A 17281-nucleotide genomic window follows, 5' to 3' on the forward strand; every position below is an offset into this window, starting at 1 on the left:
GTTTATATCCTTTCTTTAACGAGCTTTCCTTTTATGCATTCTTCCTGAAAAGCACGCAACCGTTTCGTGTTGTGTAGCAAGGTCGATAAATACAGTTCCCATTGCTTTAGTTTCTTTTCTTTTTGATAAAGCTTTTGAAGTCTTTTCAAATAGCGGACCGCACGTTTATAAGAATCACGACTGCGATTATTGATGAGGTCAGTAATCGTTTCGTGATATAGGGGTTTGAGTGCAGCCGGGTCATTCTTTGCAATCGTATCAATCGTACGCTTATCGATATAATCAAGACTATTTTTTGTATAAACTTGCAGCTCAGCCCATTTTTTATAATCCTTTTTTTCAAGTAAGTATTCATTATATTGAAAGCGGCTATAGGGCAGTAATTTCAAATACACCTTTTCTAAAAGGGAGGAATCGAGATGCAAAGCGGTATTGCTGTCTAAAATTTGAAACAACGCCCTAGTAAATTGTGCTTGTTCGTAGCTACGGGTTAAGGAGGAAATAAATGTTGTCATTTGATCTATGAAAACGGGCAAATATAGATTGAGTCTTCCTTTTGCACGATCGGTTTGCAAGATCTTCATCCAACGTAAAGCGTAGGGAGCGATGTTAGAACCAAGATTTTTCATCTGTTCAATCGCCTTATCATCCTCTTCCAAAAGAATCGCAATATGAATAAAGGCAATAACGATTCGTTCGTCATGTTCTTTCTCCATATGCGTTTTAAGGCGTTCCCATTCCTCGAGCAAATCCCGTCTTCTATTAAATAACGCGGACCAGAGCTTCATGTATATATCAGTAAATTCAGTTGGAAAAACGGTCTCATCTTCTATAAAAGTATGGCTTTGTTCACGCAAATAATGAAAATATTCATCAAATGCGAAAGGTGAAGCAGTAGTTGTCAGCTTGGACAACGCCTCATCTGCCTCCTCAAGCATTTGTTCTGTAAACGAGCGCAAATGTGCTCTTTTTTTCGGTTCGGAGGAAAGGGAGTTAATCACTTTTAGTGACTCGCATGCCGCAAATAGCTGGAACAATGGTTTCCATTCCCTTTCAACTGGAGCAAAACCAAGAAGACGTTTGTAACAAACTCTTGCCCATTCTTCAAACTCATAAAAATTCTTAGTGGAGACATGATGATATGCATTTCGAATACGCTCAGTCCATTGCTCCGGACCTTTTTCTAATTGCTGTGGCATCTTTTTTAACAAATCAGAACCGCGTTGTAAAGTTGAGAGAACATCCGCTACTTGATAATGATTTTTCCATTCTTGAAGCCATACAAACACACTTTGCGCTCTACTTAAAACCGTGAAAAATAACGCCATTTGATGACGGCAAATTCCTTGTTCTGGGCATGTGCAAGTACTGTTGGATGGATGATCGAAAAACAACTCAACATTCACTGGTGTGACATCCTGAACTTTTGCCTCAACTTTTTCGTTAGAAAATTTTACGCCATAGACTAGCTGTTGACGAAAAAGAATCATCCCTTTTTGGATGAGTTTTTCATGCACTTCACTCCTCGGGTCAAGTAGGCTCTTAAGTTCTAGGCTATAGGATTGTATATTTGAAAGTAATGGTTGGTTATACATATTTACAAACCTCCAAAACCTTATTATACCGCTATTTCTATACGTTTGTCACTATGGGGGGAGATATTCAGAAAAGGAGTGGAATGATCAAAAGGAAAAAACCGTCGGATTGACGGTTTTTGTGTATAAAGTAAAGAAAGTATTAGATTTTTATATGATTGATATTTGAACTTAAGCTTTTGTTGTCTAATTTGAGATAAATAAATCTGAATCGCAAAAATTAAAAGAAAGATTTTGCTGACGCCTAATGCTTTTCTTAATAAAATCTTTTAAAGCCGTTGAATTTACTTTTATTATAAGGAGTGTTTAAATTGGCAATTTCAACGCCTCTGTCGCTTGCATGAATGAACTCGTTGTTGCCAAGATAAATACCCATATGAGAGATACCAGAACGATACGTATTTTCAAAGAATACGAGATCCCCTGGCTCAGGTTTATTCACATAGTAGGAGCGATCATAATATCCGTCGGTACCGTAGCGAGCAATCTTTTTTCCAGCTTGATTAAATACATAGTAGATAAATCCACTGCAATCAAATCCAGAAAGAGTTGTTCCGCCCCAAACATATTTAGTACCGATGACACTTTTAGCAACATTAATAACTGCAGAAGCATCTTCTGTTACCTTCGGAGTTTCAACCTTTTCAACTGGTTTTGCTTCAGTTTGAGCTTTCCCATTTACTTTTAATACTTGTCCAATTCTGATCAAATCGGAAGAAAGACCGTTTAAAGTTTTAAGATCTTTAACTGACATTCCATACTGACCGGCAATTTTACCAAGCGTATCACCTGAAACAACCTTATAGGTATCCGTTGTTTTCGGTGCAGCAGTATTATTTTTGACCGTTTCTGTCTTAGGAGCAGGGTCTGCTGGCGCAATCGACTTAACATTATTAATCTTTAAAACTTGTCCAGGAAAAATCAAGTCACTTTTAAGATTATTCCACTCATATAACTGAGCCACTGAAACTTTGTAACTAGCAGCAATTTTACTAAGTGTGTCCCCGGATTTAATCGTGTACGTAGCAGTTTGAGTTGTTTGTTTTTGTGTAGTTGTAGCTGTTTGCTTTTGTGTCGTTTGCTCAGCTTTTGGTTGAGCAGGCGTTTTAACTTGATCTTTTTTAATGTTTTCTGGAGTAACTTGTAGAATTTGTTTAGGGTAAATTAAATCGCTTTTCAATCGATTTAACTCTTTTATTTGATTGACAGTTGTATTATAGCTCGAGGCAATTTTCCAAAGAGAGTCTCCACTTTTTACTTCATATGTCGCCGCTGAGGCATTTCCAGTGAACGAGGCAGCCAAAAACACAGCAGTTGCTGTCGATATTACTTTTTTATGCATGAACCTTAGTCCCCCTACATCGCTTTTCTTTAGGTAATTTTAGCATATTAAGGAACTTAATTTGTCAAATATTACAAAATGTAACATGTTTTTAATGTTTATGGCATAATTTTACAGTTGATAATTCTAACAATATAGTTAAAAGGAATTATATTCATGTCAAATGGTGTACTTAAATTACAATTATATGACAATGTTGAATCATAATGTTACGCAAATGTAAAATAATCTAATAATTTCCTGTGGTATTATTATCCTAACAAAGATACCAAAAATATCTAATAGATAGAGATACTTACAAAAAATAGATTATTTTATCGGGGGAAACTAGTAAAATGTCAACATTAAAGAAGTCGTTGTTGTCGTTACTTGCCGTAGTCATGTTTGCTGTAATCGCGTTTCAACCAGAGGCAGCTAGTGCAGCTGTAAAAAAACCAACAGCAAGCTCAATCGTTAATCAAGGGAAGAAATACCTAGGAGTCAGATATGTATATGGCGGTGCAACCCCAAAAGGATTTGACTGCTCAGGATTTACATCTTATACATTTAAGCAACAAGGAATGGCATTACCGCGAACTGCTGCTGATCAGTACAAAAAAGGAAAATCAGTAAGCAAAAAGGACCTTAAAGCAGGAGACTTAGTATTTTTCAAAACTTCAAGCAAGCCAGTTTCTCATGTTGGGATATACATTGGAAGCGGGAAGTTTATCCACTCTGCAGGTAAAGGTGTTGCAATCACCAATATTAATGATCCATACTATTGGAAGTCTCGCTACGTAGGAGCAAAAAGAGTCTTATAATGATAATCTGCTAGGTACAATGCCTAGCGGATTTTTTGTTTTTATAGGAGTTTTGTTTGTTATGTTTAATTATGTTGGAGTAGGATTGTGTACGGTAGTGTTTGTGAAGACATGTCGGAACATTCAACGTGCCCTTCGCAGTGGAAAAACGGAGTGCAAGGTCACGATAGATTAATCTTTTAAAAGCTTGAGAGATTACCTGATTAAATGAATGGCTTAGAGTGCTCTTGCATTAAAAATTTCAGTGTTACGGTCCGATTGAAACGTTAAAAGGGACGGACTCCATGTTAAAAACTATGCTAGTTGTGCGAATGCCTGCCAAGATACAACCCAGTTTAAAAAATTATCACTGTCCAATTTAAGCATTTAAAAACTATGTGCAACAAAAATATGCCCCAGCTGTCCAATTAAAACTCCAAAGCATCTCCAAAGTTAATCCAGCTGACCAGTCAATTAAAACTACGCTACAACCAATCCAATAAGTTAACTTAAAATCCATATTCACCCTCGTACCAATTGTCATTACCAGTTGGGAGATTTATAATGGAGATAGCTGATGAAAGCGAATGTCTTATATGAGAGGTGAATATTTTGGAAACGCAAGTCATTATTAATGCCACAATATATCCCGGAGGAACAGAAAGCCCTATACAAAATGGGTTCATTCGGTTTGCCGAGAAAATAATCCAAATAGGTCAGATGGATTTATACGAAAAACAAGCAGGGGAAATTGTCACGGATGCTGCTGGGAAAATCGTAATTCCTGGAATGATTGACATCCATATTCACGGAGGCTATGGTGTGGATACGATGGATGCCGATCCTGAGAAGATGCTATTTTTGAGTGAAAAATTGCTATCTGAAGGAGTTACCTCATTTTTTGCAACGACGATTACGCAAGCTCATGAGAATATTTCAAATGCATTGAAAGCGGTAAAAGTTGCAATGGATCAAGGTTCTTCATCCATTGAAGGTGTTCATTTGGAGGGACCATTTATTAATGTAAAGCGTGCTGGTGCGCAGCCACCTGAATACATAGTCGATCCAGATATCGAATTATTCTTAAAATGGCATGGGGAATCTGGCGAGCAAATCAAGCTTGTAACGTATGCTCCTGAGTTACCTGGCGGAAAAGAATTTGAACAAGTGATGGTTGGCAGGGGAATTGTGCCATCTGTTGGACATTCTGATGCAGTGAGAGAAGAGCTTTTAAATAGTGCAGCGACTCATACAACACATTTATATAATGGGATGCGCGGACTTCACCATCGAGAAGCTGGTGTTGCAGGTCATGCTCTGCTAAAAGAGGATATTCAAGTTGAAATCATTGCTGATGGAATTCATATTACTCCTGACATGATTGACTTGGCATATCGAATAAAAGGGGCAGAAAAAATATCTTTGATTTCCGATGCGATGATGGCAAAAGGAATGGTTCCAGGGGAATACGACCTCGGGGGGCAAAAAGTCATTGTTCATGACGGAGAAGCTCGCCTCGAAAATGGCTCACTCGCAGGAAGTGTTTTGCGAATGGACGATGCATTCCGAAATATCATGAAATTTACTGGATGTTCGATATCAGAAGCTGTACAAATGACATCTAGCAATCAAGCGCGTGAGTTCGGACTCAAACAAAAAGGATTGCTAGCTCCTGAAAAGGACGCAGATATTGTTATCATGGACCAGGATTTTGAAGTAGAGAAAACATACCGACTGGGTGTCGGCTACGAAATAGGGGGATAAAAATGGAGATTATTGTTGTAAAAAATGATCAAGAAGGCTCAAAAAAAGCATTTGAAATTATAAAGGCTGGACTTGAAAATGGAAATATCAAAACGCTTGGCCTTGCAACAGGGGGAACACCATTAAAATTATACGCAGAAATGCGTGAAGCAAAATTGGATGTATCGAATGTTTCAACAGTAAACTTAGATGAGTACGTTGGCTTACCGGCAGATAGTCCACAAAGTTATCACTACTATATGGAGCAAGAACTTTTCAGTACTTTAAATTTCAAAGAGACATTTTTACCAAATGGCATGGCAGAAGATTTAGATGCTGAATGTGAACGCTACGAACAAATTCTTGCTGATCATCCAGTTGATCTTCAAGTGCTAGGAATCGGAACGAATGCCCATATCGGTTTCAACGAGCCAGGAACATCATTCACTACTAAAACACATGTAGTTGAACTTACTCAAGAAACGAAAGATGCGAATAAACGTTATTTTGAAAATGAGGAAGACGTACCAACTCATGCTGTATCAATGGGGATTGCCTCTATTATGGCTGTAAAAGAAGTTGTATTACTCGCATTCGGCGAATCAAAAGCTGACGCCATCCAACAAATGGTAGAAGGGCCAGTTACCGAAGACTGCCCAGCTTCAGTACTTCAAAATCACCCAAAAGTTACTGTTATAGTAGATGAGGCAGCTGCTTCCAAACTGAAATAATTGGGGACGGGTCCAAAAGGGACAGGTTCAATGGGGGAAATTGAAATAATTGGTTAGGACAGTATTACAAACAGGAGTGTAAAATCATTATGATTTTACACTCCTTTTCTTTATTAAGGGGAGGAATACTGTTGAATTTGGAAATTGTTAGAGCGACCACTGCCAATGCTGACACAATTACACATTTTTACCCAAGTCGGAGAAGAAAAGGTCATAATTAATGAAAAATTTTTCGAATAAGAAGAGAGTATTTTGCTCATTGCTTTTGCGGATAATGTAACTTGTGGTCTTGTGTACGGCTATATATTATCGCCAATTAAAAGGAATACACCAAAAATGTTTTTATATTCCATTGATGTACTGCCAGAATATCAAAATAAAGGAATAGGCTAAGCGCTCATTGAAAGTTTAAAAGAATTTGCTAGGCAAAAAAACTGCTTTGAAATGTTTGGATTAACGAATGTGTCCAACACAATAGCAAAAAACTATATGAGCGACAGATGGAATCCGAGTAAATCAAGATGATCTTATGTACATTTATCCCTTTCATCATGAAAAAATAGGAAGAGCGCTAGATAAGCGCTCTTCGGTGTTAGGCAAGAGAATGGACCCCTATGGGGGAGGTAAGTTCCTGCGTTGTTTCGGTCATGACATTAGCTACTTTTTAAGGCCGTTACTTACGTTTCACTAGCTAGTGTTGGGGTTCGAAAGTTAGAGAACCACCTTAGTAAACAAATGCTGTTCCGACAATGATTAATAGAATGAAAAGCACAACGATTAAGGCAAAATTGAATCCGTAGCCGCCGCCGTAGCCATAACCATAACCGCCAAAACCACAACATCTACCGAACATAACACCACCACCTTTCGAATGGTTAATAACATATTATGTAGGTTGTGAAGAAACGAACTAGGGATTAGCGGACAATATGTGAAATGGTTGTTTTCATTAGATGGAGTGGTTCAATTTAAAATAGCAATGACCATATTTCCAACCCAAACAGCCACTAAGATCCAAATGAAGATAAAGAGAATACCTATAAACCAATTCTTTCTTTTACTAACCTTTTTCAATTCGCCCGCTATTTGTCGCTTTTCCTTAATGACTTGAGGAGGGATTAGTTTGAGCGCAAGTGAAATACCCAGCGGAACTAAAATTAAGTCATCTAGATAACCTAAAACAGGGATAAAGTCGGGAATTAAATCAATTGGACTAAAGGCATATGCTACAACACAAATGGCAAAGGCTTTAGCATACCATGGTGTCCTGTCGTCCTTGTACGACAAATAAATTACGAATAACTCTTGTTTCATTTTCTTGGCAAAATTTTTTAACTGACCTATACGTTTTTTCATAGAAATGAATCCACCATTCTAAATAATTAAACTCTCTAAAATCATATATCGTCCAATTAAAGCAAATCAACCTTGGGTTTAAATCCTCCTGTTAACAGGTATAGAAAAAGTGATTAACAAAAGGAGGGTTTCGAATGCCGTTTGATTCAAGCTACAATTGGGCCTCTATTTACATAGCGAAACTACCTAATCTGCTATGGGCTCTTATCGTATTGCTAATCGGTTGGATTATTGCAAAGGCCATAGGAAAAGCGGTCGAAAAAGTATTGAAAAAAACAAACTGGGATGAGAAGCTTTTCACAGATCGTCATCCTGACGGAACGGCTAAACCAGTAAGGCGTGTCAACTCGAATGAACTTATTGGAAAAATCGTTTATTACATCTTGCTTGTGCTCGTCTTCATCTTATTTTTCCACATGTTGAACCTTGGTGCGGTCACTTCCCCATTCCTTGGAATGTTCGGAACGATGCTTGCATTCATCCCTGCGATTTTAAAAGCGGGACTCATTCTCCTTCTAGCCTATGTAATTGCTACACTTTTAAAAATGCTCATTATTAAAGGCGGAGAAAAAGCCAAAGTAGCTTCTATGATGCAAAGAATAAACGTGGCTGATTCAGAGGCAGATAGTCATAAATTTCTTTATACTGCTGGAAAAATTGTATTTTATTTAGTTATGCTTCTGTTCATTCCGGGTGTGCTTGCGGCACTAAATATTCATGGTGTTTCAGGTCCTTTCGGAGGAATGCTTGAAAATATTCTTGGTTTCATTCCGAAACTGATGGCTGCAGCACTCATTCTTCTAGTTGGATGGCTAGTAGCAAAAATCATTCGTGACCTTGTTACAGGATTACTAAAAACGGTCGGGACTGAAAAGCTGGCTGCGCGACTCGGTCTTCAAAAATTACTAGGAAATACATCACTTTCTTCTATTATTGGGACAATCGTCTTCGTGCTTATCATGATTCCAATTGTCATTTCAGCGTTGGATCAACTCGATATTCGTGCCATCACTGACCCGGCAATCGCTATGCTGAATGATATTATGACGATGATTCCGAACATAGTTGTTGCAATCCTTCTAATTGGTGCAAGCATATGGTTAGGAAAATGGGTGCGCCATATAGTAGCGGAACTTTTACAAAGAGTTGGATTTGATTCATTGACTCGCAACCTAGCGATAGGGAACTGGAAGCCTGGTGCGAGCGGGATGCTAATGTCCGAACTAGTTGGATATATTGCCCAAATTCTCATCGTCTTTCTCATCACGATTGAAGCTTTGAACTTGATAAAACTAGATTTCCTAGTCTTGATGCTAACTGCCATAACTGCTTATATACCACAAGTATTAGCCTCGGTTATCATATTGGCGTTAGGGCTTATCATCGCAAATATTGTTGAAAAAGTATTATCCAATGTTTTAACAGGTCCGAGCTTTAAACTAATTACGGCCGTCGCAAAATATGCGATTATTGCGCTCGCTGTTTTCATGGCACTCGATCAACTAGGAGTGGCCGCATCAATCGTCAACTCAGCGTTCATTCTAATTTTAGGCGGGCTGGCTTTAGCCTTTGGCTTATCTTTCGGACTCGGAGGAAAAGAATTTGCCAAAAACTATTTAGCTAAGCTGGATAAAACGATTGAACAGACGGAAGTCGATACAACGAAAAAGCCACGAACAATGAATCCTGGCCAACAGAATGAAATAATGGATCCAACTAAAAATCAAGATTTTAGAGATGACAGAGGTCCAGAAGATTCCTGGCCGCCGAAGCAATAAAAAAAGCCGACACTCCTCCTAAGATGAGATGGGTGTCGGCTTTTTTTTCTATAGCTAAAGTCTGCTAAGTGTCGCGTAAGATATTTCTATTATTGTCGGTTGTCAATGACCAAATAGGCAGTAAAGGTCTCCAAATTTCCTATAAGATGTTTTTATTGTCGTGACAAGAAACACTTACCGTAAAGGGGGAGGCTAGATAGTTAGTTATCGTATTTGGTGCTCTATTTTAATATTACAGAATTTAAAGCTTGCCTGCACACTTACCAAGGAATCTACCTTTGTAACACTCCAACCAATACGTATTTCAATTTTTTTCGGAAGCTTGCTTTTTCCCATTCATTTAAAATAAATTTCCCACCTTTATATGGGGTGATAAATGGGCCGGGTACGTCTATTTCATTCGGATGGGTTGCATATAACTCGCCGAGCTCAGCACCGGTTTTAATTTCCTCCCGCTGTTCGACTTGTAAGCCTAGTTCCACGACTCTCTTTTCAACGAGTCCTTCGCGGTTTAAAATCCATAAATATGAACGTTCATCTTTATTCAAAATGTGATTCGAACGAACGACGGGAACATTCAGTGCTTCGTCCACTACTATATCTGCATGAACGTGGTAGCCAGCGTACAATGTCGAATCTCCTTTATTCAATACCGTATCTTTTTCATCTATATCCTCATCCACGTCGTTAAGAACAGCATCTTCTTCATCAATATCTTCATCCTCGTTCATCAAAACGGCATCATTATCTTCTGATACGGTATTTTCATCATATAGGTCAGCATCATTTTCACCCAGAACGACATCTTCTTCACCCAAAACAACAGTAAAAGGATAAAGGCTTGTCCTTTCAACAGCAGCACGTTCAGCGGGGAGCTCGCTCACCATACCGACTTGCCCTGCAAGGCTATCTTCCAATAAGTCAGAATGAATATCAACACGCATGCCTTCTTCGACTTCTCTGACTTCTTTTTCACTCAAAGTCCCCTCGACAAAGAGATCATCTGATACAATCGTTATGACAGGGTTATTTAGTTCATATGAAATGTCTTCCACGATTCCTTCGTAGGGACTTAACATTGTTAGGCCGCTGCGCCCACTTTCCACTACACTTCTCTGTTCCTCATACATATCAATTTCAAAATCGACTTTTTCCAATTCTAATTTTTTTTCGGCGATGGATTGATCAATTTCACGAAGTTCTCTCGCTTGCCTTGCGGTTTCTATGCTGGAAACTGCATCGATGACAGCTTCTATTTCAGAATCTCCAGCAAAAACGGATCTCGTATTCACTCTGTTTCCAGGTAGCGAAGTTTTTTTTCTCTCTAAATCTCTCACAAACACTTCGATGCTCTTTTTTTCCTTTTCTAAACGCTTTATTTCTGCATCAAGCAATGCAATCTGTCCATCCAGATCCTCCGTGCCATATTCAAATAAAGGAGTACCGTTTTCTACCTTGTCCCCTTTATCCACTAAAAATTCCTTAAATGTAACATTCGAATCAATAAAAATTGGTTGTCTTTCTGATGGGGCAACGACACCTTCAGTACGCACCACATCTACCAAATCGCCAGCCGTTAGCTCCTTCCAACTCGAAATATAATTCAATCTATCGGCTTTGGTACTATTTTTCCCTAGTAAAAAGAGATTGATAGAAAAGACTAGCACTACAATTGCAAACACAAGAAACCGACGCCAACGCTCTTTCAACGAACATCACCACGCTTTATAAAATGGTTTTGAAATTGATATAAGCAAAAACTGCGGTCAAGGACCAAAAAAACAGATTAATTATAATGACTAACAACACGCTCTTTACACTCGACAACGAGATTAATGTTCGTACGCCTTTATATTGCACGACGGCTGCCCAAATTTTTAAAAAGGAAATCGCTCCACATAAATAAATGACAAAATCTGATTTCGTTATGTATTGTGCAATCACACCGAAAGAAAGCGGAGAAGAATACCAAGGTAAATTAAAAAAAACGGCTAGAATGATATATGTAATTTGTTCTACTAATAAAATAGGTAAACTAATGACTTGGATAACAACAAATTTTTTATAAAACGTATCGGAAAATGTCCAATAAAAAAGAGCGGGTAAATAAATAATAACAAATGCGTAAAGTAAACCAAGTAACAATCGGCCAATGACAAAATAACTTTTTACGGCTTCGTACTGAACATTAGAAGATCTTGCTAGTTCAGGGGAAATTACGTGCGAACCAATTCCAAACAAGCCAGAGATAAAGAAAACAACCGCACTTGATAAAAAAAGCCAAAACAGACGGATGTTCAACCCGTATATCGATTCAGCCTTTTGTAATTGAAATAAAGTTCTATTATAAAAAAATAATCCTTTGGAAATATTTGTTTGATAGATCAATAGGAAATCACCTGCTTTATTAGCTCTCTCATATAATATTAACCCATTTTTCTACATAAAAGCCATGAAAAGTCTCCTAACTTTTACAATAAAGCAACTTTCTGCCTAAATAAGCAGTACATGCATACGTTTTCCTCCGTTTTGCATATATGGGTATTTTTTACTATAATGGTGATATTACTTGTATGGGGGGAGCTTTATGAGATATTTAATAGAATTAGAGAGAATAATGTCGGTTGGCGAAAGGGTTGTAAATCAATATGAGTTAGTATTCAAAGGGGAATTAACAGATAAAAATAATAGTACCTATCCAATTTTCCGCGGTTTAAAACCACTTGAAAGAACCCCGATTAGAAAGAGAGCAACCAGAAGATCGAAGGCATCAAATATTATCATTTCATTCCCATTAAGTGCGAAAACATATATAAAGATGAATGTTTATAGCGATTTTAGAACGTGGCAGATTTCTGTCCTAGTCGATCTAAACAATTGGAAATTCACTATTGAACCTTTCTACAACAATTCTATACCCTTAACATATGAAGTTAGCACCTTGATTCTTTCATCTATTGGTATTCAAAAAGGGAAAAAGATATTAAGTCTTAATGCATTATCTAATGTCAAATAAGAATCAACAAATATTCCCTCAAGCACTTCCAACAATGACTATTCACCTACGACTTTTAGGACTGTTCTCCTATTTCACATCACATTACTATTAAAATATCAGAATATTTCGCTACCAGAAGTATTTTGATAGAACTAATATGTAGAATGGGGGAAAATTATGTTCAAGAGAAGTGCAATTCTTCTGTTCATCTTTCTTCTAACCTTCGGAAATCTATCATTTGCGAATGAGGCGACCCTACCGAAGAATGCGCAGAAGAAGCTACTGCCTAAAACGGAAGTAGTAAAAGAAACAGTAGATCTGAATGAGGAACAAAGAGTCATCGTTGAGTTAAAAGAAGAAGCCCCAATCGAAATAGCAACAAAAAAGGGCGTCAAATTTGATAAACTCGACAAAGTACAAAAAAAGCAGCTCGAAAAGGATGCAAAGGCACAACAAAAAGCTGTTAAAGAAAAGATAAAAGAAAAGAAAGTACAAGCAAAATATTTAAAAGAATTTACAACTGTAGTTAATGGATTTAGTGCTGAAATTAAGCATAAAGACATAGCACTTATTAAATCTCTTCCAGAAGTAAAATCGGTCCACATTGTAAACGAATACGAGCGACCAATCGCAACACCTGAAATGAAGTATAGTAAAGAATTAGTAGAAGCGCAAAAAGCATGGCGCGACTATGGATTCAAAGGGGAAGGAATGGTTGTTGGGATTATCGATACAGGAATCGATCCTAGCCATCATGACATGGTACTATCCGACTCTAGTACAGCAAAACTAACAGAACAAAAAGTAAATGAAGTAGTTACTGAAAATGGTTTACCAGGTAAATTTTACACAGAAAAAGTTCCTTATGGATATAACTATATGGATGATAATAATGAAATTCGTGAAATTCATGCCGAAGCATCCATGCATGGAATGCACGTTGCTGGAACAGTGGGCGCGAATGGAGACGAAGACAATGGTGGAATCCTAGGGATTGCTCCAGAAACACAGCTCCTTGCATTAAAAGTTTTCGGAAATGACCCGGAAATGCAGTCAACATTCGGAGATATATATATTAAAGCGATAGATGATGCCATTAAGCTTGGCGTTGATGTATTGAATATGAGTTTAGGTTCAACTGCAGGGTTCGTGGACCCAGAATCTCCTGAACAACAAGCGGTAAAACGTGCGGTTGAAAATGGAGTGCTGATGTCCATTTCTGCAGGAAACTCTGCACTGTTTGCAGATGGATATTTCTATCCATTAGCTTCAAATCCAGACTACGGTGTAAGCGGATCGCCAGGAGTATCATACGATTCCTTGCAAGTTGCATCATTTGAAAACTCATTTATGCAAGTAGATGAACTTCAATACACAATCGATAGTGCTGAAGGTTCAGCGGCATTCTTATCAGCAAGCAAAACCCATCCGAATGATTTTGTACAAAAGACATTCGAAGTGGTGGAAGCAGGAATAGGAGCACCTGAAGATTTTAAAGGGAAAGATGTAAAAGGTAAGTTTGCAATCGTACAACGTGGTGTGCTTGCTTTTACAGATAAAGCTCTAAATGCTCAAGCTGCAGGTGCTGAAGGAGTTATCATTTACAATAACGCTGATGGCATTGTCAACATGGCGACAGATGATGCAATCAACATTCCACAACTATTCATGTTAAAGAGCGACGGAGATAAATTAGCAGCTGCCTTAAAAAGTGGACAAGCTGTAACAGTAACATTTAATGGGAAAACAACGAAAATTGATAATCCATCTGCTGGACAAATGAGTGATTTCTCATCATGGGGACTTACACCAGATCTTGATTTTAAACCAGAAATTACTGCACCAGGTGGACAAATCCTATCAACATTAAATGATAATAAATATGGTTTAATGAGCGGTACATCAATGGCTGCCCCGCATGTCTCAGGTGGAGGTGCCCTTATACTTCAACGTGTTGAAGAAGAATTCGGACTTCAAAATTCTGACCGAATTTTAAGAGCTAAAAATTTACTAATGAACACTGCCAAACCAGTTGAATTTGACGAAGGGCAAAAAGTTTCTCCACGCCGTCAAGGTGCAGGATTGATGCAGCTTCATGCAGCACTTTCTACACCAGTAATGGTGACTGAAGCAAAAACAAAAGAAGCAAAAGTTGCGTTAAAACAAGTAACAGAAAATAAAGTGACATTCGAATTAGTAGCAGAGAACTTCTCAGATCAAGATGCTACGTATGATGTGAAGGCGAACGTTCAAACGGATGCATTCGCTAAAGTTGGTTCAGACGTAGTAGTTGCACCTAATTTAATCGGAGCACTTAATCTTGATCAATATGCTGACGTAACTGTAAATGGGGAAGAAGTTAGCTCAGTGACAGTTCCAGCGAAAGGAACAGCAAATATTTCCGTAACAGTTGATGTAAGTGCAATTGATGCTACTCTTGCATCCAGCTTCACAAATGGATACTGGTTAGAAGGATTCGTCACATTAACAGATCCAACTGACACGAACCCAGAATTATCTGTTCCATATGTAGGATTTAAAGGGGAATGGGATAAAGCTCCGATTTTTGACAAGCCATTGTGGGATGGTGACACCTATTATGGTTATACAGGAGTTGTGACTTCCCAAGGAAAAGATAACTATGGATTCCTTGGAGAGGATCTAAACACAGGAGATATTGATCCGAAGAAAATCTCCTTCTCTCCAAACGGAGATGGAACTCAAGACGATGCGCTTATTATCTTGTCCTTCCTTCGAAATGCAAAAGAAGTGAAGTTCAATGTGCTAGATGCTAATGAAAAGGTTGTTAGAACGATTACAACTGAATCATTCGTGAAAAAGAATTATTACGATGGTGGTAAAGCGCCGATGTATTCCTTATCCGCATCTCGTATATGGGACGGAAAAATCAATGGAAAACAAGCACCTGAAGGCAACTATTACTTACAAGCTTCGGCAGTCATTGACTTCCCAGGAGCGAAATGGCAATCAATCAATATACCGGTACTTCTTGATGTGACTGCACCAGAAGTGAATGCAAGCCTCAATGCTGAAACACAAAAAGTAACAGTAGAAGCTAATGATAATGGAAGCGGCCTTGCATATTGGGATATTCTAGTTGATGGTAAATCCATCCTTGATAAACCATACACAGCAGGCGAAACGGAGCATCAGCTCACAAAACGCTTAAGTCCTGAACAAACATTAACTGTCGTAGCAGTTGACTATGCTGGGAACAAAACGGAAGCAGCAGTAAGTGAAGGAAAAGACGTAACTGTTCCAGATCTTCATCTATTAACTCCTGAATTCCTTGGCGTCGCTTCAAAAAGTGACATCGTGTTCTCAGGCTATGTAAAAGACAAATCAGGCGTTAAAGAAGTGACGGTTGATGGTCAAAAAGCAAAGCTCACATATAACGCTGAAAAAGATCAATACGATTTCTCTATCACATTAAAATACAAAAAAGATGGCTACTACCAAGCCAAAATTAGAGCAGTGGATAACGCCGGAAACGATACAGAAATCGCTCGCTACTTCTTCGTTGATACAACAAAGGCAAAGCTAAAAGTAAAGGCGAAAAACAACGTTGAAGAAGATACAATCACCGTATCAGCCGACATTACTGACAATTTCGACGCAATCCGTCTCTACGTTAATGGCAGCGAAGTTTTCAAAAACGAACTTTCCGAGCCATACAGCATGAAGGAGTTCAAAAGAACAATTGACGGCATTGAGCTACAGCTTGAAGAAGGTAATAACGCTTTCGAATTCAAAGTGGTTGACCTTGCCGGCAATGAAACGGTAGAAAAGGTAACGATTAAGAAGAAGAGTAAGAAGAAGTAAAGATTTGTAAAAAGATGTAACGAATGCTTGGCTATATACGTCTAATTAATTAGCCACATAAAACCGGCCTCCGTGTGCGAGTGCCGGTTTTTTAAAGCGGTGTTCCTTAAGGGGCAATTCCAAGAGCAGTTATTTAAAAGCAAAAACCGTTTCAGAACATTTAATTGTCGAAGGGAGCGCGTTACATATTCCCTATCTTTAATAAAAAATGTTATTCATCCATTTGTATGCTAAAATTCTATCCATGTACATTAATGGCTTGAAAGAGGTTGCAACATATGGGTACTAAAAACTTTGGCAATATTAAAGTCGATGTTATGACAAGTGATGAAGTTCTAACAGACATAACCAACAGAATAGAGAATCGCAAAAAGTTTAAATTATTTTTTCTAAACGCACATTGTTTTAATCTTTCACAACAAAACAAGGAATATGCAACAAATTTAAATAATGCAGATTACGTTTTAAATGATGGAATTGGGGTAGAAATTGGGGCAAAGGTATTAGGATTTTCGTTCAAGGAAAATTTAAATGGAACCGATTTAACTCCAAGAATATTAGCCCTTGCTGCAAAAAATGATTATAAAGTTTATTTACTAGGTGCCGGCCCTGGGGTAGCTGAAAAAGCTGCTGGAAATTTTAAAAAACAATATCCCAATATTGATATTGTTGGAATTCAAGATGGATATTTTAAAGATACAGAAAAAGTTATTGAGAATATTAATAATGCAAAACCTGATATATTAATTGTCGCGCTTGGTGTTCCATATCAAGAAAATTGGATATCAGACTATTTTTCAAAAATAGATGCAAAGCTTTTTATGGGAGTAGGGGCCTTTTTAGACTTTTCTTCCGAACGCGTAAAGCGCGCACCGGAAATTTTACTGAAAGCTCGGTTAGAATGGGTATTCAGGCTTATTAATGAACCAACGAGGTTATGGAAAAGGACGATAATTGGAGTTCCTTTATTTTTTTACTATGTGATAAAAAGTAAGTTTTCATCTAAATAACGATAAGTAATTAGAAGCTAAATTGCTGTATGGATGAAAGACTTAATTGTTAAATATTAGTGAAGTAATGATGGGGTATTTTACATAATTTGGTGGAAGTTATGAT

At 37.9% G+C, this 17281-nt stretch carries 15 protein-coding genes; 8 read left to right on the forward strand and 7 right to left on the reverse strand.

The genetic code is table 11. The features are described from left to right. Positions 1 to 2: 2 nt before the first annotated feature. Positions 3 to 1595 (reverse strand): SWIM zinc finger family protein, encoded by a 1593-nt coding sequence (locus tag MT489_RS10745; protein WP_244681551.1) that lies wholly within the window; start codon positions 1593 to 1595, stop codon positions 3 to 5. Between the two features lie 256 nt (positions 1596 to 1851). Beyond that, positions 1852 to 2937 (reverse strand): C40 family peptidase, encoded by a 1086-nt coding sequence (locus tag MT489_RS10750; protein ID WP_244681552.1) that lies wholly within the window; start codon positions 2935 to 2937, stop codon positions 1852 to 1854. A gap of 335 nt (positions 2938 to 3272) precedes the next feature. Here MT489_RS10750 and MT489_RS10755 point away from each other — a divergent pair, with 335 nt between their 5' ends. Next, on the forward strand, positions 3273 to 3737 hold the full coding sequence (locus MT489_RS10755; RefSeq protein ID WP_244681553.1) for a C40 family peptidase: 465 nt from the start codon (positions 3273 to 3275) through the stop codon (positions 3735 to 3737). Positions 3738 to 4110: 373 nt separating this feature from the next. Here the strand turns inward: MT489_RS10755 and MT489_RS22140 are convergent, their stop codons facing one another. Next, the gene (locus MT489_RS22140) at positions 4111 to 4236 is read right to left on the reverse strand and encodes a hypothetical protein (RefSeq protein ID WP_280518576.1); all 126 of its coding nucleotides are present in this window, start codon (positions 4234 to 4236) and stop codon (positions 4111 to 4113) included. A gap of 92 nt (positions 4237 to 4328) precedes the next feature. Here MT489_RS22140 and nagA point away from each other — a divergent pair, with 92 nt between their 5' ends. From nagA to MT489_RS22435, 3 genes are all read left to right on the forward strand, one after another. Beyond that, positions 4329 to 5480 carry an N-acetylglucosamine-6-phosphate deacetylase gene (gene nagA, locus MT489_RS10760; protein WP_244681554.1) on the forward strand — a complete coding sequence of 384 codons (1152 nt, stop codon included), beginning with the start codon at positions 4329 to 4331 and terminating at the stop codon, positions 5478 to 5480. A gap of 2 nt (positions 5481 to 5482) precedes the next feature. Further along, positions 5483 to 6190: a glucosamine-6-phosphate deaminase gene (gene nagB, locus MT489_RS10765; protein ID WP_244681555.1), complete on the forward strand. Its 708-nt coding sequence runs from the start codon at positions 5483 to 5485 to the stop codon at positions 6188 to 6190. Between the two features lie 252 nt (positions 6191 to 6442). Continuing rightward, positions 6443 to 6583, forward strand: coding sequence for an N-acetyltransferase (locus tag MT489_RS22435; RefSeq protein WP_370876378.1), 141 nt, complete (start codon positions 6443 to 6445; stop codon positions 6581 to 6583). Between the two features lie 331 nt (positions 6584 to 6914). Here MT489_RS22435 and MT489_RS10770 read toward each other — a convergent pair whose 3' ends face one another. Together MT489_RS10770 and MT489_RS10775 are read right to left on the reverse strand one after the other, a co-directional pair. After that, a complete protein-coding gene (locus MT489_RS10770; RefSeq protein ID WP_244681556.1) occupies positions 6915 to 7043 on the reverse strand; it encodes a YjcZ family sporulation protein in 129 nt (42 codons plus the stop codon). Positions 7044 to 7153: 110 nt separating this feature from the next. Then, positions 7154 to 7546, reverse strand: coding sequence for a YkvA family protein (locus tag MT489_RS10775; protein WP_244681557.1), 393 nt, complete (start codon positions 7544 to 7546; stop codon positions 7154 to 7156). A gap of 134 nt (positions 7547 to 7680) precedes the next feature. Here MT489_RS10775 and MT489_RS10780 point away from each other — a divergent pair, with 134 nt between their 5' ends. Further along, on the forward strand, positions 7681 to 9324 hold the full coding sequence (locus tag MT489_RS10780; RefSeq protein ID WP_244681558.1) for a mechanosensitive ion channel: 1644 nt from the start codon (positions 7681 to 7683) through the stop codon (positions 9322 to 9324). Positions 9325 to 9596: 272 nt separating this feature from the next. Here the strand turns inward: MT489_RS10780 and MT489_RS10785 are convergent, their stop codons facing one another. Together MT489_RS10785 and MT489_RS10790 are read right to left on the reverse strand one after the other, a co-directional pair. Beyond that, positions 9597 to 11033 (reverse strand): efflux RND transporter periplasmic adaptor subunit, encoded by a 1437-nt coding sequence (locus tag MT489_RS10785; RefSeq protein WP_244681559.1) that lies wholly within the window; start codon positions 11031 to 11033, stop codon positions 9597 to 9599. 16 nt (positions 11034 to 11049) lie between these two features. Continuing rightward, the gene (locus MT489_RS10790; protein ID WP_244681560.1) at positions 11050 to 11712 is read right to left on the reverse strand and encodes a hypothetical protein; all 663 of its coding nucleotides are present in this window, start codon (positions 11710 to 11712) and stop codon (positions 11050 to 11052) included. 199 nt (positions 11713 to 11911) lie between these two features. Between MT489_RS10790 and MT489_RS10795 the strand changes: the two genes are divergently transcribed. From MT489_RS10795 to MT489_RS10805, 3 genes are all read left to right on the forward strand, one after another. Further along, positions 11912 to 12340 (forward strand): hypothetical protein, encoded by a 429-nt coding sequence (locus MT489_RS10795; protein WP_244681561.1) that lies wholly within the window; start codon positions 11912 to 11914, stop codon positions 12338 to 12340. 159 nt (positions 12341 to 12499) lie between these two features. Continuing rightward, a complete protein-coding gene (locus MT489_RS10800) occupies positions 12500 to 16165 on the forward strand; it encodes a S8 family serine peptidase (protein ID WP_244681562.1) in 3666 nt (1221 codons plus the stop codon). 278 nt (positions 16166 to 16443) lie between these two features. Further along, positions 16444 to 17175, forward strand: a complete 732-nt coding sequence (locus tag MT489_RS10805) for a WecB/TagA/CpsF family glycosyltransferase (protein ID WP_244681563.1) — start codon at positions 16444 to 16446, stop codon at positions 17173 to 17175. Positions 17176 to 17281: the final 106 nt, after the last annotated feature.

The sequence above is a fragment of the Lederbergia wuyishanensis genome, assembly GCF_022900255.1.
GTDB lineage: Bacteria > Bacillota > Bacilli > Bacillales > Bacillaceae_C > Lederbergia > Lederbergia wuyishanensis.